Annotated in this window: 16 protein-coding genes and 1 pseudogene; 8 read left to right on the top strand and 9 right to left on the bottom strand. The window is 73.7% G+C overall.

Annotated elements, in window-relative coordinates; translation table 11 throughout:
- Window positions 1-250 precede the first annotated feature (250 nt).
- The 7 genes and pseudogenes from rbsK to ACO0M4_RS25970 form a co-directional block, all read right to left on the bottom strand.
- On the bottom strand, window positions 251-1,180 hold the full coding sequence (rbsK, locus tag ACO0M4_RS26000) for a ribokinase (RefSeq protein ID WP_430373322.1): 930 nt from the start codon (window positions 1,178-1,180) through the stop codon (window positions 251-253).
- A gap of 92 nt (window positions 1,181-1,272) precedes the next feature.
- Window positions 1,273-3,194 (bottom strand): annotated as a pseudogene (locus ACO0M4_RS25995) (ABC transporter permease/substrate-binding protein).
- Window positions 3,184-4,821: a sugar ABC transporter ATP-binding protein gene (locus ACO0M4_RS25990; RefSeq protein ID WP_430373321.1), complete on the bottom strand. Its 1,638-nt coding sequence runs from the start codon at window positions 4,819-4,821 to the stop codon at window positions 3,184-3,186. The pseudogene ACO0M4_RS25995 and the gene ACO0M4_RS25990 overlap by 11 nt, the downstream one beginning before the upstream one ends.
- Window positions 4,822-4,961: 140 nt before the next feature.
- Entirely contained in the window at window positions 4,962-5,963 is a 1,002-nt protein-coding gene (locus ACO0M4_RS25985) for a LacI family DNA-binding transcriptional regulator (protein ID WP_430373320.1), read from the bottom strand.
- Window positions 5,964-6,215: 252 nt separating this feature from the next.
- On the bottom strand, window positions 6,216-6,644 hold the full coding sequence (locus ACO0M4_RS25980) for an organic hydroperoxide resistance protein (RefSeq protein ID WP_430373319.1): 429 nt from the start codon (window positions 6,642-6,644) through the stop codon (window positions 6,216-6,218).
- Window positions 6,645-6,742: 98 nt separating this feature from the next.
- Window positions 6,743-7,195, bottom strand: coding sequence for an ankyrin repeat domain-containing protein (locus ACO0M4_RS25975; protein ID WP_430373318.1), 453 nt, complete (start codon window positions 7,193-7,195; stop codon window positions 6,743-6,745).
- Window positions 7,196-7,342: 147 nt separating this feature from the next.
- The gene (locus tag ACO0M4_RS25970; protein WP_430373317.1) at window positions 7,343-8,365 is read right to left on the bottom strand and encodes an NADP-dependent oxidoreductase; all 1,023 of its coding nucleotides are present in this window, start codon (window positions 8,363-8,365) and stop codon (window positions 7,343-7,345) included.
- 88 nt (window positions 8,366-8,453) lie between these two features.
- On the opposite strand from ACO0M4_RS25970, the gene ACO0M4_RS25965 reads away from it, so the two are divergent.
- Both ACO0M4_RS25965 and ACO0M4_RS25960 read left to right on the top strand, forming a co-directional pair.
- Window positions 8,454-8,930 carry a MarR family winged helix-turn-helix transcriptional regulator gene (locus ACO0M4_RS25965; protein WP_430373316.1) on the top strand — a complete coding sequence of 159 codons (477 nt, stop codon included), beginning with the start codon at window positions 8,454-8,456 and terminating at the stop codon, window positions 8,928-8,930.
- A gap of 139 nt (window positions 8,931-9,069) precedes the next feature.
- The gene (locus ACO0M4_RS25960; RefSeq protein WP_430373315.1) at window positions 9,070-9,693 is read left to right on the top strand and encodes a disulfide bond formation protein DsbA; all 624 of its coding nucleotides are present in this window, start codon (window positions 9,070-9,072) and stop codon (window positions 9,691-9,693) included.
- Between the two features lie 111 nt (window positions 9,694-9,804).
- Here ACO0M4_RS25960 and ACO0M4_RS25955 read toward each other — a convergent pair whose 3' ends face one another.
- Both ACO0M4_RS25955 and ACO0M4_RS25950 read right to left on the bottom strand, forming a co-directional pair.
- Window positions 9,805-11,178 carry a helix-turn-helix domain-containing protein gene (locus ACO0M4_RS25955; RefSeq protein WP_430373314.1) on the bottom strand — a complete coding sequence of 458 codons (1,374 nt, stop codon included), beginning with the start codon at window positions 11,176-11,178 and terminating at the stop codon, window positions 9,805-9,807.
- An 8-nt stretch (window positions 11,179-11,186) separates the two neighbouring features.
- Window positions 11,187-11,333 carry a hypothetical protein gene (locus tag ACO0M4_RS25950; RefSeq protein WP_167739071.1) on the bottom strand — a complete coding sequence of 49 codons (147 nt, stop codon included), beginning with the start codon at window positions 11,331-11,333 and terminating at the stop codon, window positions 11,187-11,189.
- Window positions 11,334-11,661: 328 nt separating this feature from the next.
- On the opposite strand from ACO0M4_RS25950, the gene ACO0M4_RS25945 reads away from it, so the two are divergent.
- The 6 genes from ACO0M4_RS25945 to ACO0M4_RS25920 all read left to right on the top strand — a co-directional run bounded on the left by ACO0M4_RS25945 (window position 11,662) and on the right by ACO0M4_RS25920 (window position 22,251).
- On the top strand, window positions 11,662-12,687 hold the full coding sequence (locus ACO0M4_RS25945) for a DUF3068 domain-containing protein (protein WP_430373313.1): 1,026 nt from the start codon (window positions 11,662-11,664) through the stop codon (window positions 12,685-12,687).
- A 308-nt stretch (window positions 12,688-12,995) separates the two neighbouring features.
- Window positions 12,996-14,204 (top strand): glycosyltransferase family 4 protein, encoded by a 1,209-nt coding sequence (locus ACO0M4_RS25940; protein ID WP_430373312.1) that lies wholly within the window; start codon window positions 12,996-12,998, stop codon window positions 14,202-14,204.
- Window positions 14,205-14,211: 7 nt separating this feature from the next.
- On the top strand, window positions 14,212-14,937 hold the full coding sequence (locus ACO0M4_RS25935; protein ID WP_430373311.1) for a class I SAM-dependent methyltransferase: 726 nt from the start codon (window positions 14,212-14,214) through the stop codon (window positions 14,935-14,937).
- A complete protein-coding gene (locus ACO0M4_RS25930) occupies window positions 14,934-19,733 on the top strand; it encodes an alpha-(1->3)-arabinofuranosyltransferase domain-containing protein (protein WP_430373310.1) in 4,800 nt (1,599 codons plus the stop codon). Before ACO0M4_RS25935 ends, ACO0M4_RS25930 begins: the two co-directional genes overlap by 4 nt.
- The gene (locus ACO0M4_RS25925) at window positions 19,730-21,526 is read left to right on the top strand and encodes a condensation protein (RefSeq protein WP_430373309.1); all 1,797 of its coding nucleotides are present in this window, start codon (window positions 19,730-19,732) and stop codon (window positions 21,524-21,526) included. The genes ACO0M4_RS25930 and ACO0M4_RS25925 overlap by 4 nt, the downstream gene beginning before the upstream one ends.
- Window positions 21,523-22,251 carry a class I SAM-dependent methyltransferase gene (locus tag ACO0M4_RS25920; protein ID WP_430373308.1) on the top strand — a complete coding sequence of 243 codons (729 nt, stop codon included), beginning with the start codon at window positions 21,523-21,525 and terminating at the stop codon, window positions 22,249-22,251. The genes ACO0M4_RS25925 and ACO0M4_RS25920 overlap by 4 nt, the downstream gene beginning before the upstream one ends.
- The last annotated feature ends 124 nt before the right edge of the window (window positions 22,252-22,375 follow it).

The raw sequence follows: 22,375 nt of genomic DNA, 5'->3' as shown, positions 1-22,375 counted from the left end.
GTGGGCAACCGCCGTACCGCACAATCCCGTTGGCCCCGTTGGCCCCGTTGGCCCCGTCGGTGCCGTCGGTGCTGTTGGCACCGTCGGAGCCGACGGTCCTGTCCTCCTCCGAGCGCTCCCGCGGTCCGCCGAATCGGTCGGATCCTCAGGCTCGGTCGGCTCGGCCGGAAGCGGCAGCCCGGCCACAACCGCCGGCTCAGCACTGCGGCGGCTGTGGCGGCTGTGGCGGCTCGGGCCCACCCGGCAGCGCCTAGGGCTGTTGCGGCTGCTCCGGCAGTTCCGGCAGCTGGGCCAGTTCCTCGGTCGTGGGGTACGAGGGCTGTGCGCCCGGCTTGGTGACGGCTGCGGCGCCGACGCGTACCGCGAAGCGGGCCGCGTCGGGGAGGGTGGCGCCGCCGGCGAGTCGGGTGGCCAGGGCGCCGGTGAAGGCGTCGCCGGCACCGGTGGTGTCCACGGCCTTGACCCGTACGCCGGGGACGGCGGTCGTCCCGGCGTCGTCCAGCACCAGCGCGCCGTCACCGCCGAGGGTCACCACGACCGAGCGGGCGCCCCGCTCACGCAGTGCGGCCGCCCACTCGGCGGGGGTGCCGTCGGTGTGTCTGGACAGCTGTCGGGCCTCGTGCTCGTTGACCACCAGCGGGTCGGCCGCGGCCAGGAGTTCGCGGTCGAGGTCCTCGGGGGCCGGCGAGGGGTTAAGGACGACGCGGGTGCCGGCTTCTCCGGCGGCCGCGACGGCCGCCCGCACGGTCTCCATCGGGATCTCCAGCTGGAGGGAGACCACCGAGGAGGCCGCGATGACGTCCTTGGCGGCGGCCACGTCGTCCGGGGTGAGGGCGGCGTTGGCGCCCGGCGAGACGACGATGCTGTTGTCGCCGTCCGGGCCAACGATGATCATTGCGGTACCGGTGCGGGCGTCCTCGTCCACGATGACGGGGGCCACGTCGGTGCCCGCCGCGCGCTGGGCGGCCAGCAGCAGTTCACCGTAGGCGTCCCCGCCGACCCGGGCCAGCAGGGCGGTGCGCCCGCCGATCCGGGCCGCCGCGGCCGCCTGGTTGGCGCCCTTGCCGCCGGCCGACTCCATCAGGTCCGTGCCGAGCACGGTCTCCCCCGCGCCGGGCCGCCGGGCCACCCGTACGGTCAGGTCCGCGTTGGCCGAGCCGACCACCAGGACGTCGTACATGCGCCGTTCCTCTTCTCTGTCCGGGCGTCGTTCTCTCGTGTCCATACGCCGCTTTCCCGTTTCTTCCTGTGTGCCGCCGCCCGGCGGCACTGTCAGCCGCCGAACGTGGCGGCGTTGGCCGCCGTCACCAGCACCACCGGCACCTTCACCATCCGCGGCAACTGCTCCCCGCGGGCCGCTTTCAGCGCCCAATCCACGGCCTGCTTCCCGAGGAGTTCGGGCTGCTGGGCGACGGTGGCGGTCAGGGTGCCGGCACGGACGGCGCGCACCCCGTCCGGGGTCCCGTCGAAGGCCACCACCTTCACGTCCTTGCCGGAGCGGGCGCCCAGCGCCTTGGAGGCGCCGAGTGCCATCTCGTCGTTGGCGGCGAACACCCCGCCGATGTCGCGGTGCGCCTGGAGCATATTGGACATCACGTCCATGCCCTTGGTGCGGTCGAAGTCCGCGGGCTGTCGGGCGACGACCTCGATGCCCGGGTACTGCTTGATGCCCTCCTCGAAGCCCTGGCCGCGTTCACGGGCGGCGGAGGTGCCGGGCTGGCCTTCGAGGAAGGCCACCTTGCCCTTGCCGCCGAGGGCCTCGGCGAGGGTCTTGGCGGCGAGCCGACCGCCGGCGACGTTGTCGGAGGCGATGGTCGAGCCGACCTGCCCGCCGTTGACGCCGCGGTCGATGGAGATCACCGGCACCTTGGCGCGGTTGGCGACGCCGACGGCCGGGACAGCGGCGTCGGAGTCCACCGGGTTGATGATGGCCGCCTTCACCTGCTGGCTGGTGAAGGTCTCCATCTGGTTGATCTGCTGCATGGGGTCGTTCTGTGCGTCGGTGATGTTGATGTGCAGTCCGCGGGCGTCCGCCTCGGCCTGCGCGCCCTTCTTGATGCCGACGAAGAACGGGTTGTTCATCGTGGACAGGGCCAGACCGAGGTCGGTGTTGCCGCCGCGGTCGCAACCGGCCAGGGCGAGGGCGCCGACCGCGAGGGCCGCGCCGAGCAGTGCCGTGCGTCGCCTCATCGCGCGCTCCTGCGCCGCAGGGTGTCCAGGAGGACGGCGAGCGCGATCACCAGACCGGTGGCGACCTGCTGCCAGAAGGCCGAGACGCTCAGCAGGTTGAGGCCGTTGCGCAGCACGGCGAGGATCAGCGCGCCGATCAGGGTGCCGGACGCCTTGCCGGAGCCGCCGGAGAGGCTGGCCCCGCCGATCACGACGGCGGCGATGGCGTCGAGTTCGTAACCGCCCGCGGCCTGCGGCTGGGCGGAGGTGAGCCGGGCCGCCAGCACGATGCCGGCGACCGCGGCGAACACTCCGGACAGCGCGTAGATCACGAGCTTGCGGCGCTTGACGTCGATGCCGGAGAGCCGGGCCGCCTCCTCGTTACCGCCGATCGCGAACATCGCGCGGCCGGAGTACGTACGCGCCAGGATCAACGCGGCGACCAGCCCCATCACGATCATGACGAGGACGGGCACCGGCAGCCAGCCGCCGAGGGTGCCGCCGAGCGCGTTGACCGCACCGGGGAAGGGGATCGGCGTGCCGCCGGAAATGACCAGGGCCAGACCGCGACCGACCGACAGCATCGCGAGCGTGGCGATGAAGGCGGGCAGTCTCCCGTAGGCGACCAGGGCGCCGGAGAGCAGCCCGGCGGCCGCGCCGACCGCGAGGCCGAGCAGCACCGCGAGCCAGACCGGCAGTCCCTCGTTGGTGGCGGCCCAGGCGACGACGGTGGCGGACAGGGCGGCGACCGAGCCGACCGACAGGTCGATGCCGGCCGAGACGATCACGAAGGTTACGCCGAAGGCCAGGATCGCGGTGACCGACGCCTGCACGCCGACGTTGAGGAGGTTCTGCCCGTTGAGGAAGTCCCCGGACAGCACCGCCATCACCACGACCAGGGCGATCAGGCCGCCGAGTGGGCCGTTCCGCAGGACGGCCCGGGAGAACCACGGCCCGAAGCCGTCCGGGGCCGGTCCCCCACCCGCCGCCTGCGGGGCGGCTGCTGTCTTCACGTCAGCGGACATCGGAGCCCTCCATCGCGCTCTCGTTCGTGTGCGTGCCGTCCCCGGCACCGTGCGGGGACTGGAGCGCCAGTTCCATCACGGCGTCCTGGGTGGCCTCGTCGGCGGGGAGTTCGCCGGTCAGCCGGCCCTGTGCCATCACCAGCACCCGGTCGCTCATGCCGAGCACCTCGGGCAGGTCGCTGGAGATCATCAGCACCCCGCAGCCGGCCGCCGTCAGCTCGTTGATGAGCTGGTAGATCTCGACCTTGGCGCCGACGTCGATGCCGCGCGTCGGCTCGTCGAGGATCAGCAGCCGGGTCTCGGCCAGCAGCCACTTGCCGATGACGATCTTCTGCTGGTTGCCGCCGGAGAGGGTGCGGGCGTACTGCCCCAGGCCGCTCATCCGGACCTTCAACTGCCCGGCGACGGCGGCCGCTTCGCGCCGCTGGCCGCGTCGGTCGACCAGCCCGCCGCGGGTGTCCCGGTCGAGCCGGGCCAGCGTCAGGTTGTCCTGGAGCGAGGCGTCCAGGACCAGGCCCTGGCCCTTGCGGTCCTCGGGCACCAGCCCCAGTCCGGCCCGCATCGCGGCCCGGACGTCACCGCGGACCAGCCGCGCACCGGCCACCTCGACGGCGCCGGCGTCGTAGCGGTCCACGCCGAAGACCGCCCGGGCGACCTCGGTACGGCCGGCGCCGACCAGCCCGGCCAGCCCCACCACCTCGCCGGCCCGGACCTCGAAGTCGATGCCCTCGAAGACCGGCCGGGCCGGGGCGCCGCCGGTGCCCTTGGCGCCGTGCCGGGTCAGGCCCCGTACGCGTAGCAGGGGCGCGCCGGGCTCGTCGGGGCGGCGGCGGGGGTACTGCTCGGCGATGTCCCGGCCGACCATCAGCCGGATCAGTTCGTCCTCGCCGGTGGTGGCGGGCACCTCGTCGACCGAGCGGCCGTCGCGCAGGACGGTGACCCGGTCGCCGAGGGCGCCGATCTCGTCGAGGTGGTGGGTGATGAAGATGATGCCGACGCCGGCTTCGCGCAGTTCGCGGACGATGCCGAAGAGCGTCTCTACCTCTTCGGAGGTGAGCACCGCGGTCGGCTCGTCCATGATCAGGACGCGGGCGTCCAGGCTGAGCGCCTTGGCGATCTCCACCATCTGGAGCCGGGCGATGCCGAGTTCGGCGACCGGGGTGTTCGGGGAGACGTCGAGGCGTACCCGGCGCAGCAGGTCGGCGGCGCGGGCGCGCATGGTCTTCTTGTCGACCAGGCCGAGCGCGGTGCGCGGTTGGCGGCCCAGGAAGATGTTCTCGGCGACGGTCAGCCCGGGGATGAGGTTGAACTCCTGGTAGATGGTGGCGATGCCGAGCCGTTCGGCGTCCTGCGCGGAGCGGATCTGCACCTCGTGGAGCCCGTCGGACGCGCCTGCCCCACCACCGTCGACGAGGATGCGGCCGCTGTCCGGGCGGTGGGCGCCGGAGAGCATCTTGATCAGGGTGCTCTTGCCGGCGCCGTTCTCGCCGAGCAGGACGTGCACCTCGCCGGCGCGCAGGCTCAGGTCGACGCCGTCCAGCGCGCGGACGCCGGGGAACGCCTTGGTCACCCCCTCGACGCGCAGCAGTTCGCGGCCGCCCGGTACGTCGTCGTTGACGCCGGTCATGCGCTGCCCCTCTCTCCTCGGTGTCTTCCTCGGCTGGCGGGTGGTCTCCGGGCGGTGTGCCCGGACGGTCTTGCGGCGGTGGGTCCCGACGGGGCGGACGGGTCGGGTGGGACCGTTCCGATGCGGCGGGGCGGGTGGGGTCAGTGGGTCGGCACTTCGCCGCAGGAGCGGCGCGGCACCAGTCGGGCGGGCAGCAGCGCCGACGCGGCGGGGCGGCCCTCAATGCGCTCCAGCAGGGTGCGCACGGCGGCCCGGCCGAGGTCGCGGGTGGGCTGGGCGATGGCGGTCAGCGGCGGATCGGTGTGCGCGAACCACGGCACGTCGTCGTAGACCACCAGCGCCATGTCGTCGGGGACCCGCAGGCCGCGGGCGCGGAGTTCGTCCATCGCGCCGAGCGCCATGAGGTTGTCGGTAGCCAGCACCGCGTCCGGCGGCTCGGGCAGGTCCAGGAAGTCGCGCATCACCCGGCGGCCGCCGGTGGGCTGGAGGTCGGGGGTGGCGCCGACCCGCTCGTCGGGGAGCGCGATGCCGTGCCCGGCCAGGGCGGTGCGGAAGAGTTCCAGACGCTCGTCGCCGGTGGGGGTGCCGGCCGGGGCGACGATGATCGCGGGGCGGCGGCGGCCGAGCGCGGCGAGGTGGGCGGCGAGGTCGGTGAGCGCGGCCCGGCCGTCGGCGCGGACGCAGGGCGCGTCGATGCCGGGGACGGCGCGGTCCAGCAGGACGAGCGGGGTGCCGGAGGCGACGACCTCGCGGAGCATCGCCGAGCCGGTGCCGGCCGAGCTGACCAGCAGCCCGTCGATCCGGCGGTCGAGCAGGGTGCGGATGTAGTCGTCCTGCTGGGTGGGGCGTTCGCCGGCGTTGCCGATGACGAGGCTGTAGCCGAGGCCGCGGGCGGCGTCCTCGACGGCGTCGGCCAGTTCGGTGAAGAACGGGTTGGTGAGGTCGCTGATCACCAGGCCGAGTGCGCCGGTGCGGGCGGTGCGCAGGGCGCGGGCGACGTTGTTGGGGCGGTAGCCCAGTTCCCGTACGGCGGCGAGCACCCGCTCGCGGGTTTCGGCGACCGGGCTGTTGCCGTTGAGGACCCGGGAGACGGTGGCGACGGAGACTCCCGCCCGCTCCGCCACGTCTTTGATGTTCGCCATGGCTCCGTCGCCGTCCTGTCGCCCTACCGTCGTGAAATCGATTACGCGTCTCGCGTGAGGGCTACGTAATCGATTACACGGCAGGTGCGTCAAGGCCGCGCACATGTGGCCTGCGCCACATCGGGCGCCGGGCGGGGCAGTGCTCCGGGGCGCGGGAACGGCGGAGGGCCGCACCCCCGACGGGAGTGCGGCCCTCGTTCTGCCGGTGCCGAGTGCGGCCCCTCAGGCCGCGCGTCAGCTGCCCGAATCGCCTCAGGCGACGGTCAGCGTGACCTCGATGTTGCCGCGGGTGGCGCTGGAGTAGGGGCACACCTGGTGCGCCTTCTCCACCAGGTCCTTGGCGGTGGCCGCGTCGACGTTGGGGATCGAGGCGACGATCTCGACGGCGAGGCCGAAGGCGCCCTCCGGGGTCTTGCCGATGCCGACCTTGGCGGTCACCCGGGAGCCGGAGACGTCAGCGTTCTCCCGGCGGGCGACGACGCTGAGCGCGCCTTGGAAGCAGGCGCTGTAACCGGCCGCGAAGAGCTGCTCCGGGTTGGTGCCGGCGCCGCTGCCGCCCTGCTCCTTGGGCGGGTTGACGACGACGTCGAGCTTGCCGTCGTCGCTGGCGACGCGGCCGTCGCGGCCGTTCTCAGTGGTGGCGACGGCGGTGTAGACGACGTCGACGGTCTGGATGGACATACCGGATCCTCCTGTGGTTCGCCGCGACTCGCGCCCACGCATCGCGACGGCTTGCCGCTGAGCCTAACGGGCGGAGGCGCGACGACGGGAGGCGAGTCTCACAGTGCGGAGGCCGGGGCGCCCGCCGCACCGCCGGGGGTGGCGCCGGCCGCCCGGAGCAGGGCGACGGATTCCGGGTGCGGGCCGGCCAGCGCCCAGTCGAGCGGTGCAAGGCCGGTGCCGTGGTCCTCGCGGAGCTGCGGATCGGCGCCGTGCGCGAGCAGTTCGCGCACGGCTGCCGCATGGCCCCAGCAGGCGGCGGCGCACAGTGGGGTGCCCTCCTGGCCGAGCCCGCTGCTCTCGGCGTCGGGTGGGGCGCCCGCCGCCAGGAGTACGCGAACGCTGTCGGCGGCGCCGTGCACGGACGCCGCGTACAGCGGGGTGGTGCCGTCGGCGTCGGCCGCCGCCGGGTCGACCCCGGCCCGCAGCAGCGCCGCCACCTCAGCGGCTCCCTCCAACGCCGCCGCCGCGACCAGGCGGTTGGCGAGCTTCTTGCGCTTCCGGTGGTTCATGGTCGCGAGGTTAACCCGCGGTGATCATCCAGGGGGTGGGCCACCGGACGCGGGGCGGGCACCGGAGCGCCGGGGAGGAGGCCGGGCCGGACACCGCCCCGGGCCCTCCCGCTCTGCGCCGCCGCGCCCCGCCCCGTGGTCCGGGACTCAGTCGGCCAGGCTCACGATCATCTTCCCGGTGTTGGCACCGCGGAGCAGGCCGAGGAACGCCTCGACGCCGTTCTCGATGCCGGAGACCTTGGTCTCGGAGAACTTCAGCTCGCCGGAGCGGATCCAGGCGGAGACCTCCTCGACGAACTGCGGCTGGAGCGCCTGGTGGTCGCTCACCAGCAGGCCCTCCAACCGGAGGCGCTTGCCGATCACCAGGGGCATGTTGCGCGGGGCGCAGCTCGGCTCGGTGGCGTTGTACATCGAGATCATGCCGCAAATAGCCACCCGGCCATGGACGTTGAGCGTGCTGATGGCGGCTTCGAGGTGGTCGCCGCCGACGTTGTCGAAGTAGACGTCGATGCCGTCGGGGGCGGCGGCCTTGAGCTGCTCGGTGACGTCGCCGTTCTTGTAGTTGAAGGCGGCGTCGAAGCCGTACTCCTCGGTGAGCAGGCGGACCTTCTCGTCGGAGCCGGCGGAGCCGATGACCCGGGAGGCGCCCTTGAGGCGGGCGATCTGGCCGACCTCGCTGCCCACCGCACCGGCCGCGCCGGAGACGAAGACGGCGTCGCCCTCCTTGAAGTCGGCGACCGCCAGCAGGCCCGCGTACGCGGTCAGGCCCGGCATGCCGAGGACGCCGAGGTAGGCGGTGAGCGGGGCGAGCGAGGCGTCCACCTTCGCGGCGCGGTCGGCGCCCAGGACGGCGTACTCGCGCCAGCCGAGACCGTGCAGGACGTGGTCGCCGACGGCGACGCCCTCGGCGCGCGAGGCGAGGACCTCACCGACCGCGCCGCCGTCCATCGGCTGGTCCAGCTGGAAGGGCGGGACGTAGGACTTCACGTCGTTCATCCGGCCGCGCATGTACGGGTCGACGGAGAAGTGGAGATTCTTGACGAGGATCTGGCCGTCGGCGAGCTCGGGCAGCGCAGCCTCACGGAGCGCGAAGTCGTCGGGGGTGGGCCAGCCCTGCGGGCGAGCGACGAGGTGCCATTCGCGACTGGTCGTAGGCAGCGGTGCGGACATGAGCGTCATCCTCCAAATGCTTCAGGTACTGAAACAATAATGCGCCTGAATATTTCAGCTTGTCAAGCAATTGGGTATCCTGGTGTGTATGACTGCGCGCCCAGACCCGCTGACCGTCGAGGTGGTCGATCTCATCGGCACCGTCGTCGCCCGCTTCCACGAGGAGTACGAGCGCGCCGCGGCCGAGCACGCCCTCACGGGCGCGCAGGCCCGGCTGCTGCGACTGCTGGCGATGGAGCCGCTGCCGATGCGCAAGCTCGCCCAGTGCCTGAAGTGCGAGCCGTCGAACGTGACCGGCATCGTGGACCGCCTGGAGTCCCGCGGCCTGGTGGAGCGCCGCCCCGATCCGGCCGACCGCCGGGTCAAGATCGCCGTCCCGACCGCCGAGGGCCAGGCGACGGCCGAACGGCTGCGCACCTCGCTGGACTTCGCCCGCGAGCCGCTCGGCCGGCTGACGGCCGCCGAGCGCACCCTGCTCAAGCAGCTGCTCCAGCGGATGCTGGGGCTGGGCGACGCACTGGAGGTGGTCGAGCAGGCCGGGGAGCCCGGCGACGCCGGGGAGTGACCGGATCCGGCGGACGAGCGGGGCCGGGCGGACGCGCAGGCGGCGCCGGGCCGCGGACCGCCGGCGGCGGAATTGGCCCAGGATTGCCGCGGCGGAGTGCCCCGACCGGCCGGGCCGGTGGCGCCTTAACCTGGACCGCATGACGCACCAGAGCCCCACCCGCCACACCGTCGACTTCTACTTCGACCCCATCTGCCCGTTCGCCTGGATCTCCTCCCGCTGGATCCTGGAGGTGGAACGCCTCCGGGACATCGACCTGCGGTTCCGGGTGATGAGCCTGTCCGTGCTCAACGAAGGCCGCGAGGACCTCCCGGAGAAGTACCGCGAGCTGCTGGACGCCGGCTGGGGCCCGGTGCGCGTGTGCATCGCGGCCGCCCAGGAGCACGGCGAGGAGGTGCTGCGCGACCTGTACACCGCGCTCGGCACCCGGATCCACAAGGAGGGCCGGGAGGACACCGCGGCCGTCATCGAGGAGGCGCTCGCCGAGGTCGGACTGCCCGCCGACCTGGCCCGCGCCGCCCAGCAGGACACCTACGACGACGCGCTGCGCAAGAGCCACCACGAGGGCATGGACCCGGTCGGCGAGGACGTCGGCACCCCCACCCTCCACATCGACGGGGTGGCGTTCTTCGGCCCGGTCCTGATGGCGATCCCCCGGGGCGAGGACGCGGTGCGGGTCTTCGACGGTGCCCGGCTGCTCGCCGGCTACGACCGGTTCTTCGAGCTGAAGCGGACCCGCACCGGGGAATTCGACTTCAGCTGACGTGGAGTTGACGGCGGCGGGAGCGGCGGCCCGGTGGTCGCCGCCCGTCTCCTGGCGAAGGCCCGGTCCAGGTGCCGGGCGGGCGTGGCGGCGCCCCGGCCTGCGTCCCTCCTACCCGAGTTTCCCCCGTAACCGTTGGGCGCGTAGGACCAGTTCGAGTTCGAAGCGGCGGTCGGGGTCGTCGACGTCGTTGCCCCACAGTTCGCGGATCTGGCGGAGGCGGTAGCGGACGGTCTGCGGGTGGACGCCGAGGCGGGCGGCGATCTCGGGGGCGCCGCCGCGGGTTTCCAACCAGGCGAGCAGGGTCTCGGCGAGCCGCCGGCCGTGGGTGGGGCCGCAGTCGTCCAGCGGGGCCAGGCGGCGGCGGGTGAGGTCCTCGATCAGCTCGCCGGGCGGCAGCAGGACCAGTGCCTCGGTGTGCTCGGTGCACTGGAGCAGTTCGCCGGCGGGCAGCAGTCCGCGCTCCATCAGGTCGACCGCGGAGGCCGCCCAGCGCAGCGACTTCCCGGCGTCCAGCAGTGGCACGGCGGGGCCGATGGCGCCCGACCAGCCGGCCGCGGCGCGGGCCAACAGTTCACGGCGGCCCGGGGCTTCCGGATCCGGCACCACCAGCCGGGGCCGTTCGCACTCCATGTCCAGCAGGATCCCGTCGGCCACCGCGGGCGCCACCGCCTCCCGGTCCGGGCGCAACAGGACCGCCACCGCGACCCGTTCAGGCAGCGGCCAGTCGATCGACCGGGCGCGTTCGGCGAGCAGCGGACGAGGGTCCCCGCGGCCCTGGGAGTGCCCCCGCTGGAACGAAGGCGAGGTGGAGGGCGAGGGAGATAACGAGAGCGAGGGAGAGGCCGGGGGCGGGGACGGAGGCAGGTCGCCGGGGTCCGGGGGAGGGCTCCGGCGGGCGCCGTTCCGGTGGTGGCGTCGCCCCTCGCGGGCCACCGGGTCCGGCTCGGCGAAGAGTTGGTCCATCAGGCGGCGTTGCATCCGTAGTCGTTCGCCGGCCTGGCGGGCGGCGGCCTCCGCGTAGCCGCGGACGGATTCGGCGACCAGCCCGTCGAGGTACTCGAAGCCGGACTCGGCCAGTTCGTACATGGCGGGGGCCGGGATGGCGACCTGCTGACCGATCTCCGCCAGCCGCCGCCAGGCCAGGCGCACCCCCAGCCGGTAGATCGCCTGGAGGACGTCCAGGCTGCGGCCCTGGATGCCCTCGCCGCGGCCGAACTCCTGGAAGACGCGCGGGTGGACGTGCGGCCGGTCCAGGCCCGCGGTCAGGTGCGCGACGAAGTGCTCCAGGGACTGGCGGATGCCCACCAGGGCCCTCGGCTGCCCCGACTCGTCCGGAACCAAGGGGAGTTGGGGGTACTCGTGGCGGATCTCCCGGAAGATCTCCTGCGCCAGCGCGGGGACTTCCTCCAGTGCCAGGGCGGCGAACCGGCGCACCTGAGGGGGCGGGACCTCCCGCCACGCCGAACGGACCGCGGTCACCACGGCCGGCCCTACGCGCCGGGCCGGCCGAAGGTCACCAGCGGCACGTTCGGTTGCTCGGGGGTGGCTTCCAGGGCGGCGACGATGCCCAGCGCGGCGCCCACGGCCAGGGCGGCGGCGGCCAGTGCGGTCAGTGCGGCGGCGAGCGTGCGGTGCATGGCGCGGCGTCCCTTCGTCGGCAGCCGGTACCGGGAGAGCGGCGCGAGCCGGTACCGGAGAGCGGCACAGGAGGAGCACGTCGAGATGCGGACGGCCGCGGGGCGGACGGCCTGCGGCCCCGCGGCCCACAGGCCCAACGGCTCGGAAGACCGGCGGCGGTGCCGCGTTCCCACTGCGCGGCGCCGCTTCGGTCACGGTGCCTGCCGAGTGTGGAAGGGCATTGACGCGCTGTCAAGGGTTCGCTTACGTTCCCGGCCCATGACGCCGCGTCGCGGCGCCGCACGTGCACCAGGGCGTGTTCCCCTCACCGCTTCCAGGAGTGCTCGTATGCGTCAATCCAGGCATCTCGGCCGTCCCGCGGCGGACCCCACGGCCCCCGCCCCCGCCCCCGCCGCCCGCACCGCCACACCGCTCGCCCTGGCCGTCCTGGGCGTCGGCGTGTTCCTGCTGGTGCTGGCCCCGCTGCTGGCCTGGTACGTGACGCCGCGGGCCGCGGTCACCCCCGTCGACGTCGACGTCACCACGGTCTTCACCGGCACCGGCAGCTACTTCGACACCGGGGCGCTGACCACCCGGGACCGGCAGCGGATCACCATCACCCGGCACGTGCTGGGCGATGTCGCGGCGAGCGAGCAGAGCGGGCGGGCGGTCTGGGACGTGTCCACGACGGTCGACACCCCGCGCACGCTGCCGCTGAAGGACCCGCGCCGGGCGTTCCAGTGGACCACCGGCCGCTGGGTCACCGACCGGCGCAGCAACGCCCCGGTGCACTGCTGCGGGGAGAACCCGTCCCGCTTCGACGGGGACGCCTACCTCAAGTTCCCCTTCGCAGTGGAGAAGAAGACGTACCGCTGGTGGGACGACACCCTCGGCGCGGCCGTCCCGCTCCGCTTCGCCGGCACCACCCGGCTGCCCGGGGGCACCGGCTACCGCCTCACCGGGACCGTGCCGGCCACCCGGACCGGCACCCGGCAGGTCCCCGGGCGTCTGGTCGGCCGGCCCGGGCAGGCCCAGATCCAGGCCGAGGAGTGGTACGCCAACACCGGGATCAGCCTGGTCGTCGAGGAGCGCACCGGTCGGATCGTCGACGCGTCGATCTCGCCGGTCAAGACGCTCCGAGCACCAGGCTCCCGGCGCGACGCGGTCGTTCTCCTCCGTGCCCGGAACCTCGCGTTCACCCCCGCCACCCGCCGGGCGCAGATCGCCCTGGCGCAGGCCGACAGCGAGAAGCTGGCCCTGGTCGGACGGACCCTGCCGGTGACCGCCGGCGCGGCCGGTGGGGCGCTCGCGGTGGCCGGTGGCGTGCTGGTGGCCCGCGGCGGCCGGCGAGGTGGCCGATTCTCAGCGGCGTGACGAGTCAACGGGTGGGACCGGAGCGGATTTTGTCACCCCGGTGAGTAGCCGCGGCCCCGCCCGGCCGCGAAAACTGTCCTCCCACCCGGAACACGCCCCCGCACCGAACCGTCCCCGCACGACCCGTTCAACCCGTACGACCCGTACGACCTGTACGACTCGCACCGCCCGTTCAACCCGTTCACCCCGCACGTCCCGCACGTCCCGCACGACCCGCACGACCCGCACGACCCGCACGACCCGCACGACTCAGCACGCAGTACGTCCCCCACCGCAGGTACCGCACCCTGAGACGAGTTGGATCGCACATGCCCCAGCATGTACCCGCCTCCCCACCCCTGCCCGTCGCGCCCCCCGCGCCCGTCCCGCCCGCACCACCGGCCCTCCCCACGCCGTCCGCGGCCACCGCTCCGACCGCACCCCCGGCCGCGGGCGCTGCCCCGCTCCCCCGCCGGATCGTGTTCCTGGCCCGCCGCGACCTGCGCAACCCCGCCGCCGGCGGCTCCGAGCTGCTGGTGGACCGGATCGCAGACGGGCTCACCGCGTACGGGCACCAGGTCACCCTGGTGTGCGGCGGGCCGACGGCCGACCGCGACTACCGGGTCGTCTCCGCCGGCGGCGACGCCGGCCACTTCCTGCGCGTCCCCCGCCAGGTGACGCGCCGGACCGGCGGCTGCGACCTGCTGGTCGAGGTCTGCAACGGCATGCCGTACCTCGCGCCGCTGTGGCACCGCGGCCCGACCCTGTGCCTGGTCAACCACGTCCACACCGACCTGTGGCGGATGCGCTACCCGGCACCCGCCGCCCGGCTCGGCCGCCGCCTGGAGCACTGGGCGTTGGCCGGCACCCACCGCGGCAACCTGATGGTCGCGGTCTCCGACTCGACCGCCACCGCACTCCGGGAACTCGGCGTCGCACCGGACCGGATCCGGCTCGTCCACAACGGTGTGGAGGAACCCGGCCCGCTCGTCCCCGAAGACCCCGAACCGCTGTTCCTGGCCATGGGCCGACTCGTCGAGTACAAGCGGATCGACCTGCTGCTGCGGCTGTGGGAACGGGTCCGGCCGGTCACCGGCGGCCGACTGGTGATCGTCGGCGACGGCCCGGAACGCGACCGGCTGACCACGCTGGCCGGCCCGGACGTCACCTTCACCGGCCGGATCTCCGAGCGGGACAAACACCACCTGCTGTGCTCCGCCTGGCTACTGCTGCACCCCTCCCTCGTCGAAGGCTGGGGCCTGGTGGTGATGGAGGCCGCCGCGCGCCGCACCCCCACCCTCGGCTTCGACATCCCCGGGCTGCGGGACTCCGTCGAGGACGGCACCACCGGGCTGCTGGCACGCGGCGAGAGCGCCTTCGCCGCCCACTGGTGCACCCTGGCACTGAGCGCCCCGCGACGGCACGCCCTGGGCGCCGCCGCGGCCGACCGCGCCGCCCGCTTCAGATGGAGCCGGACCGTCCGCAGCTTCCGGGCAGTCGCCGCGGAGGCGTACCTCCAGCCGCTCCCCGGGCGGTGACCGCCCCGTGCGCGACCCCTCGCTGCGCAGGTCCCTCGCCCTCTTCCGGGCCTTCCTGAACGAACCGACCGACCCCGACCACTGCTACCGGCTGCTCGCCCGGGACGCCGCCGACCAGGTCGAACGGTACGCCCCGCTGAACGGCGCGCTGGTCGCCGACATCGGCGGCGGCAGCGGCCACTTCACCGAGGAGTTCCGCCGCCGCGGCGCCCACGGCTACCTCTTCGAACCCGACACCGCCGAACTCACCGCCCGCGGCCGGACCCCCGACGGAGCCGTGCGCGCCGACGGCTACCTGCTGCCGCTCGCCGACGGCACCGCCGACGTCTGCTTCTCCTCCAACGTCCTGGAGCACGTAGCCGACCCGCAGACCTTCCTCAGCGAACTGGTGCGGGTCACCCGACCCGGCGGCCTGATCTACCTGGCGTTCACCAACTGGCTCTCCCCCTGGGGCGGCCACGAGACCGCGCCCTGGCACTACCTCGGTGCCGAACGCGCCCGCCGCCGCTACCACCGGCGCACCGGCCGCCCCGCCAAACACACCCTGGGCGAGAACCTCTTCGCCGTGCACGTCGGCCGCACCCTGCGGCAGGTCCGCGCCCGGGACGACATCGCGATCGTCACCGCCCGTTCCCGCTACGCGCCGTTCCTCGCCGAGACCATTCCCCGCCTCCCCGGCGTCCGCGAGATCGCCACCTGGAACCTCCTCCTCATCCTCCGGCGGTTGCCATGACCCAGACGCTGAAGATGTCCCCGTCCCCCGGAGCGCCCGACGCCGGCGGCACCCAGGCCACCGCCCCCGCCCCACCGCCCGACGCCCCCCGGCGCAGGCGCTGGCTACTGGCCTTCTGGGCGACCACCCTGGTCGCGTTCCTGGCCCCCTCGCCCGGCAAGATGACGTTCGAGACCAAACTGGGCGTGGCCACCGACCCCTGGCGGTTCCTCACCGACCTCGGGCAGCTGTGGCACGACCGGGCCGGCTTCGGCGGCCTCGCCGACCAGTACGTCGGCTACGCCTTCCCCTCCCTCCCCTACTACGGCGCGACCCACCTCATCCACCTGCCCGTCTGGCTCGCCGAACGGCTGTGGATGTCGCTGATCGTCACCACCGCCTTCTGGGGCGCCCTGCGGCTCGCCGAACGGTTCCGCACCGGCACCCCGCCGACCCGGCTCCTGGCCGCCGCCTGCTACGCCCTGTGGCCCGCCTTCACCCTCGTCGTCGGCTCCACCTCCGCCGCCGCACTGCCCGGCGCGCTGCTGCCCTGGGTACTGCTGCCGCTCACCGACCCGCGACTCACCGCCCGTACCGCGGCGGCCCGTTCGGCACTGCTGATCCCCTGCATGGGCGGCGTCAACGCCGCCTCCACCCTCGCGTCCCTCCTCCCCGCACTGCTCTACCTGCTCTCCCGGACCGGACCCCGCCGCCGCGCCCTGCTCTCCTGGTGGCTGCCGGGCGTCGTCCTGGCCACCGCCTGGTGGGCGATCCCCCTGCTCCTCCTGGGCCTGCACGGCGAGAACTTCATGCCGTTCATCGAACAGGCCGACACCACCACCGGCACCATGTCCGCCACCGAACTCCTGCGCGGCGCCGGCAACTGGGTCGGCTACCTCAACTTCGGCAAACCGTGGCTGCCCGCCGGCTGGACCCTGACCGGCAACGCCGTCGCGGTCGCCGGCTCGGCACTCGCCGCCGCCCTGGGCCTGGCCGGCCTGGCCCGCCGCGACCTGCCCGAACGCCGCTGGCTGCTGCTGACCGTGCTGACCGTCGCCCTGATCACCCTCGCCGGCTACGGCGGCGCCCTCGGCGGCCCGCTGCACGGCCCCTGGCAGGACTGGCTGAACGGCTGGCTGCGCCCGTTCCGCAACATCTACAAGTTCACCCCCGGCCTCGCTCTGGCCCTCGCCCTGGGACTGGCCCACCTCCTGGGCACCGCCCGGTGGGCACGCACCGGGCGGCGCGGGACCCACTCACCCACCCGCCGGCTGCCCGCCGCCCTCACCGCGCTCCTCGTCCTGCCCGCCCTCGCCCTGCCGTACCTGAACGGGGCCGTCCTCCAGCCCGGCGCCTTCCGCCAACTCCCCGCCTACTGGCAGCAGACCGCCGGCTGGCTCAAGGACCACACCCACGGCAGCCGCGCCCTGGTCGTCCCCGCCACCGCCCACGGCCTGTTCACCTGGGGCTCCCCCATCGACGACCCCCTCGACGTGCTCGCCCGATCCCCCTGGGCGCAGCGCGACTTCGTGCCCTTCGGGACCCCCGGTTCCCGCCGCGCCCTGGACGCCGTCGAACAGGCCCTGCTCACCGGCGCCGAAGTCCCGGGCCTGCGCGACTACCTGCACCGGGCCGGCCTCCACGACGTCGTCGTCCGCAACGACCTCGACCCCGACCAGATCGGCTACGTCCCCCCGCAAACCGTCGAACGCACCCTGGAGGCATCCGGCTACCGCAAGGCCGCCGCCTTCGGCCCGCTCACCACCGCCGGCCGGATCCCCGCCGAAGCACCCCTCCAGGTCCAGGGCCTCTACCCGCGCCAACGCGCCGTCGAGATCTACCGGCCGCAGGACGTCCCCGAGCCCGGCCCCGTCACCGCCCCCGCCGCCGCGGACACCGCCCAGCTCAGCGGCGGCCCGGAAGCCCTCCTCCAACTCTCCGCCGACCCCACACTGCGCAACCGGGCCACCGTCCTGTCCGGCGACCGCCACCCCGGCATCGGCACCCCGCCGCTCCAGCTCACCGCCGACGGACTGCGGCGCGCCGACACCCGCTTCGGCCTGGTCAACAGCAACACCTCCTACACCTACACCGCCGACGAGACCAACCTCCCCGGCAGCGTCCAGGACCCCGGCCGCCCACCCCGGCAGATCCTCCCGACCGCCGGCATCGACCACCAGACCACCGCCGTCCTCCGCGGCGCCGCCTCGGTCACCGCCTCCTCCAGCGGCAACTGGCTCTTCCACCTGCCGCAGTACGACCCGGTCAACGCCTTCGACGGCAACCCCGGGACGGCCTGGGCGGAAGGCAGCGCCGGCAACCCCGTCGGCCAGTGGATCCGCATCGCCTTCACCACCCCCACCACCCTCCCCGCCACCCTGTCCGTCACCCCCCTCCCCGGCGACGGGCTGCGCGCCGCCCCCACCGCCGTCCGCGTCCAGACCGACCGCGGCAGCGCCGACAGCCCCCTCCGCCCCGACGGCTCCCGCCAGCAGATCAAGGCCCCACCCGGCAAGGCGACCTGGCTCCAACTCACCATCACCGGCTCACAATCCCCGCGCGCCGGACTCTCCGGCGCCGGCTTCACCGACATCTCCATCCCCGGCGTCCAGGTCACCCGGATGCTCCAACTCCCCACCGACGCGGCGAAGTCCGACGCCCCTGCCGAGACCATCTCCCTCCACCGGGGCAGCGACCCCGGCGGCCTCTCCCCGGTCTCCGCCGAGGTCGGCCTGCACCGCCAGTTCAGCACCGGCCGCACCGCCCCGTACGCGGTCACCGGCACCGCCCTCGCCGTCCCCGGTCCCGCCCTCGACCGACTCCTCGACAGAATCGCCCCCGAGCAGAAGGACCGCATCACCGCCACCGCCGACTCCACCAGCTTCGGCTTCGGCCAGTCCCTCAGCCCCCGCAACCTCGTCGACGGGGACCTGACGACCGCCTGGATCGCCGGCGCCAAACCCACCATCCACCTGCGCTGGCCCGGCAAGAAGAAGATCGACCAGATCGTGCTGGCCGCGGCCGGCGGCATCTCCACCCGCCCCGAACAGATCCAACTCAACTCGCCCTACGGCGCGGCCACCGCCGGCGTCGACGAGAACGGCCTGGCCCGCTTCGACCCGATCACCACCGACCGCCTCGACATCACCATCAGCAAGGTCAAGGAACTCACCCTCAGCAATCCCGTCGCCGGCCAGGCCCTCCAACTCCCGGTCGGCCTCAGCGAGGTCTACGTCCCGGCCCTCGACGCCTACCGCACCCCCCGCCCGGACCCCGGCAAACGCTTCTCCCTCCCCTGCGGCCAGGGCCCGATGCTCGCCGTCGACGGCATCCTGTACGCGACCAAGGCCAGCGGCGCGGTCCGCGACCTCACCGACCGACGCCCGCTGACCGTCCAGCCCTGCGGCCCCGCGGTAACCGACGGGCGCCTGCTCCTGCGCGCCGGCCAACACCGCGTGGAGGCCGGCGACCAAGGCCCGCTGGCCCTCACGGATGTGACGCTCAACCGGGGGCCGGAGACCGCCGGCGCCCAGACCGCTGACACCCGGTCTTCTGGCACCCGGTCCGCCGGTGCCCAGGAGGTGGGCCAGACCACCGGCGCCCAGTCCACCGACTCCCAGTCCACTGTCGGCACCCGCTCCTCCGGCCCTTCCCACGTCGCCACCCCGGCGCCGGCCCGCACCGCCACCGTCAAGGACTGGACCGGCGACCACCGCACCGTCACCCTCGGCGCCGGCCGGGCCGCCTACCTCCAGGTCCACGAGAACGCCAACGACGGCTGGCACGCCACCCTCAACGGCCAGGAACTCACCCCGCTCCGCATCGACGGCTGGCAACAGGCGTTCCTCGTCCCCGCCGGCGCCGGCGGCACCGTCGAACTCACCTACACCCCGGCCACCCTCTACCACCTGGGCCTCATCGGCGGCGCCCTGGGCATCGCCCTGCTCCTCGCCGCCGCCCTGATCCGCCGCACCCCCCGCACCCCACCGCCCACCCCGCAGCAACCACCCGCCCCGTCCTGGGTCCTGGGCACGTTGGCCCTGACCGCGGTACTGGCCATGGCCGCCGGCCCGTACGCACTGATCGTCGCGCCCCTGGCCCTGCTGGCCCGACTCCGGCCCCGGGCACTGACACCACTGGCCGGCACCGCCATGCTCGCCGCCGGCATCACGGCCGCCCTCGGCGCCGGCCGCCCGGTCGCCGAGCACGAGGGCGCCTTCAGCACCCTCGCCCAGGCCCTGGCCCTCCTGGCCCTCACGGCAGCCGTCATCACCCTGCCGACGCCCACGCCCGGCACCCCTACCGCCACGGACGGGACCGGCAGCGCTCCTATGGGTACGGGCATCGCCGGCACGGGAGTCAGAGGTACGGGCGTCACCGGTACAGGAATCAGAGGTACGGGCGTCACGCCTGCGGACCCTGCGGGCCCTGTAGGCCCTGCGGATCCTGCCGTTACCGATGCCGCTCGTCCGGCCGGCGCCCCGACCGGACGCCCACCACTGCCGCGCCGCGGCTGGGAACACCTCCAGCAGAACACCGGGAGGCCAGCCGGGATGCCAGCCGGGATGCCGGCTGAGGGACCAACTGGAGGGCTGGCTGACGGTCCGCCTGGGGGTCCGTCTGACAGTCCATCTGGGGGTCCGCCAGAGACGCCCCCGCCATCACGCACCGCGCCCCCGCCGCGCACCGAGCCACCAACGGGCACCGCGCCACCGCAGCACACCTCGCCGCCGACAGGTACGACACGGCCACCGGGAACGAGCCGGCCACCGGGCACCCTCCAACCGCCCACCAGCCAGGAGGACACCCCACGATGACCGCCCTACAACCGGCCCGACCCGACCCACCTCAGAGCCACGACGCCCGCCCACACACCCCCAGCCCTCCCAGCACTCCCACCCGTAACCCCACTCACCTCCCCCACATCCCCCACCTCCCCCTCCCCCGCATCCCCTTCCCCCTCGTGGACGAGATCTCCCGACACTGCCTGGAGGACGACGAACCGGAGACCGTCCACATAGAAGTGCACCTCCCCGGCCGACTCGACCACGAGCGGCTACGCACCGCGTTCCACCAGGCCCTGGCCCGCCATCCGCGCGTCCTCATGCGGCAGGTACCGACCCGCTGGTGGCACCGCCACTACACCTGGCAACTCACCCCCACCCCCGACGTGGACCCGGTCGCCTTCCCACCCCCGGGCCCCGACGCCCTCGCCCGCGCCCGGACCCGCGCGCTCACCGACTGTCCTCCCCTGGACGCCGCACCGCCCGTCCGCCTGGAGGTCATCGAGCCCCCACACACCACCGAGGACAACCAAATCAGGGTTAACGAAACCAGGGTTAACGAAACCAAGGTCAACCAAACCGAGGACCACCAACCGCCCACCACCGCCGGCACCGTCCTGCTGCTCACCGTCCACCACACCGCCCTGGACGGCCCGGCCTGCCTACGCATCCTGGCCACCGCCGCCGAACTGTACGGCGGAACCACCCCGTCACCCGCCCCAACCACCGCCCCCACACCCACCCCCCACCCGGAGCCCCCAGCCCCACCACCCCACTACCGCCCCAGGCCCCTAACCCGCCCCGCCCGCCTGGCCCCCGACCACACCACCCCCACCCCCACCCCCACCCCCACCCACGACACAACCACCACAACGAACGCCCACAACACCCGCAACACACCCCACACCCACAACGAACCCACCCGACAACACAACGGGACTCCACCAGCGAGAACTCCGCACCACAACGAGGCACCCGCAGAAAACGAGGCACCCCCAGCCCCCCAAACCACCCGCCCAGAACAAGCCACTCACCCAGAACGATCCACTCACCCAGCGCGATCCACCTGCCCCGGCAACGGCATGCTCCTCACCGAACTCCCCATCCCCACCCGCCCCCCACACCCCACCACCGACACACGGCCCCCCTACACCGTCAACGACCAACTCCTCGTCGCCACCTACCTGATGGCCACCTGCTGGAACGAGCTGCACGCCCGCCCCACCGCCCCCGTCGTCATCACCATGCCCATCGACGACCGGCCACGAGGCCCCCACATGCCCATCGGCAACGGCACCCGCCTCACCCCCGTCCCCTTCCCCCCACCCCCCACCGCTCCCACCGCTCCCCCTGCTCCCCTCACCGCCCTTCTCCACCAAACAGCCGCCCGCACCCGCGCCCTGAAGTCGACGCCCCCAGGCAGCCAACTCGGCCTACCAGCAACCCTGTTGACCTCCCTCCCCCTCCCCATCGGGGCACGCCGCGCCCTCACCCGCGCCCTCCGCTCCCTCGCCACCCCCTGGACGCCCACGACCCTCCTCTCCAACATCGGCCGCATCCCGTACCCCCTGGACTTCGGCGACACCGGAGGCAGGGCGACCGCGGTGTGGTTCTCCGCACCGGCCCGGATGCCCCGCGGCCTGAGCATCACCACCGCTTCCACCCACGACGGCAACCGCATCCACCTCGCGCTCCGTTGGTCCCGCGCGCTCCTCGACGACGCGGCCGCCGCCCACCTGCTCGCCCTCTTCCGCTCCTCCCTCGCCGCCACCGCCTACCGACCACCGGACGGCGCCGCACCCCGGCCCGAAGCAGGCACCCCATGACCGCCCTACGGAGCTTCTACGAGAACCCGGCAGTACCGGTCGCGTCCGGCCACGCCCGAAGCCGACGACAGGCCCGACTCCTGGCACACGCCCTCGGCCCCGTACGCGCCGGCGCCCCGCCCGCCACCGTCCTGGACATCGGCTGCGGCGACGGCACCGCAGCCGCCACCGCCGCGGACTCCCTCACCGGCCACCGCGTCATCGGCGTCGACTGGTCCCAGGACGCCCTCCGCCGCGCCGCCGCCCACATCGGACACGTGGTACGCGGCGAACTCACCGACGGCGGACTACCGTTCGCGACCGGCTCGGCCGACGCCATCCTCTTCAGCGAGGTCATCGAGCACCTCGTCGACCCGGACGCCGCCCTGGACGAACTCCGCCGCGTCCTCCGCCCGGGCGGCCACCTGCTGCTCTCCACCCCGAACCTCGCCGCCTGGTACAACCGCGGCCTACTCCTCGCGGGCATCCAACCCGTCTTCTCCGAGGTCAGCCTGCGCGCCATCCACGGCCGCCCGGGCACCCAGGTCGTCGGCCATCTACGCCTCTACACCGCCCGCGCCCTCCGCGCCTTCCTCACCGCGTCCGGCTTCGACGTCATCCGCATCGCCGGCGCCCCGTACCACGACGTCCCGCGCCCCCTCCGCCCCCTCGACCGTGCCGCCTGCCACACCCCCTCCCTGGCCTCCATCCTCCTGGCCCACGCCCGCCCCCACCACACTCCGTAACGAACCCGGGAACAAAACTACACTCCGTAATCGTTGCCGAAACAACAAGGAAAGAGGCCCCCGCAAGGCCCACCCAACCCACCCCCGCACCCACACCAAGCCCAGACCCAGCCCACCCATCCAC

Origin of the sequence: Streptomyces sp. RGM 3693, from assembly GCF_050471125.1 — a bacterium.
GTDB lineage: Bacteria > Actinomycetota > Actinomycetes > Streptomycetales > Streptomycetaceae > Streptomyces.
The sequence above is the reverse complement of the archived record's forward strand: the minus strand, read 5'-3'. Positions and strand labels throughout refer to the sequence as shown.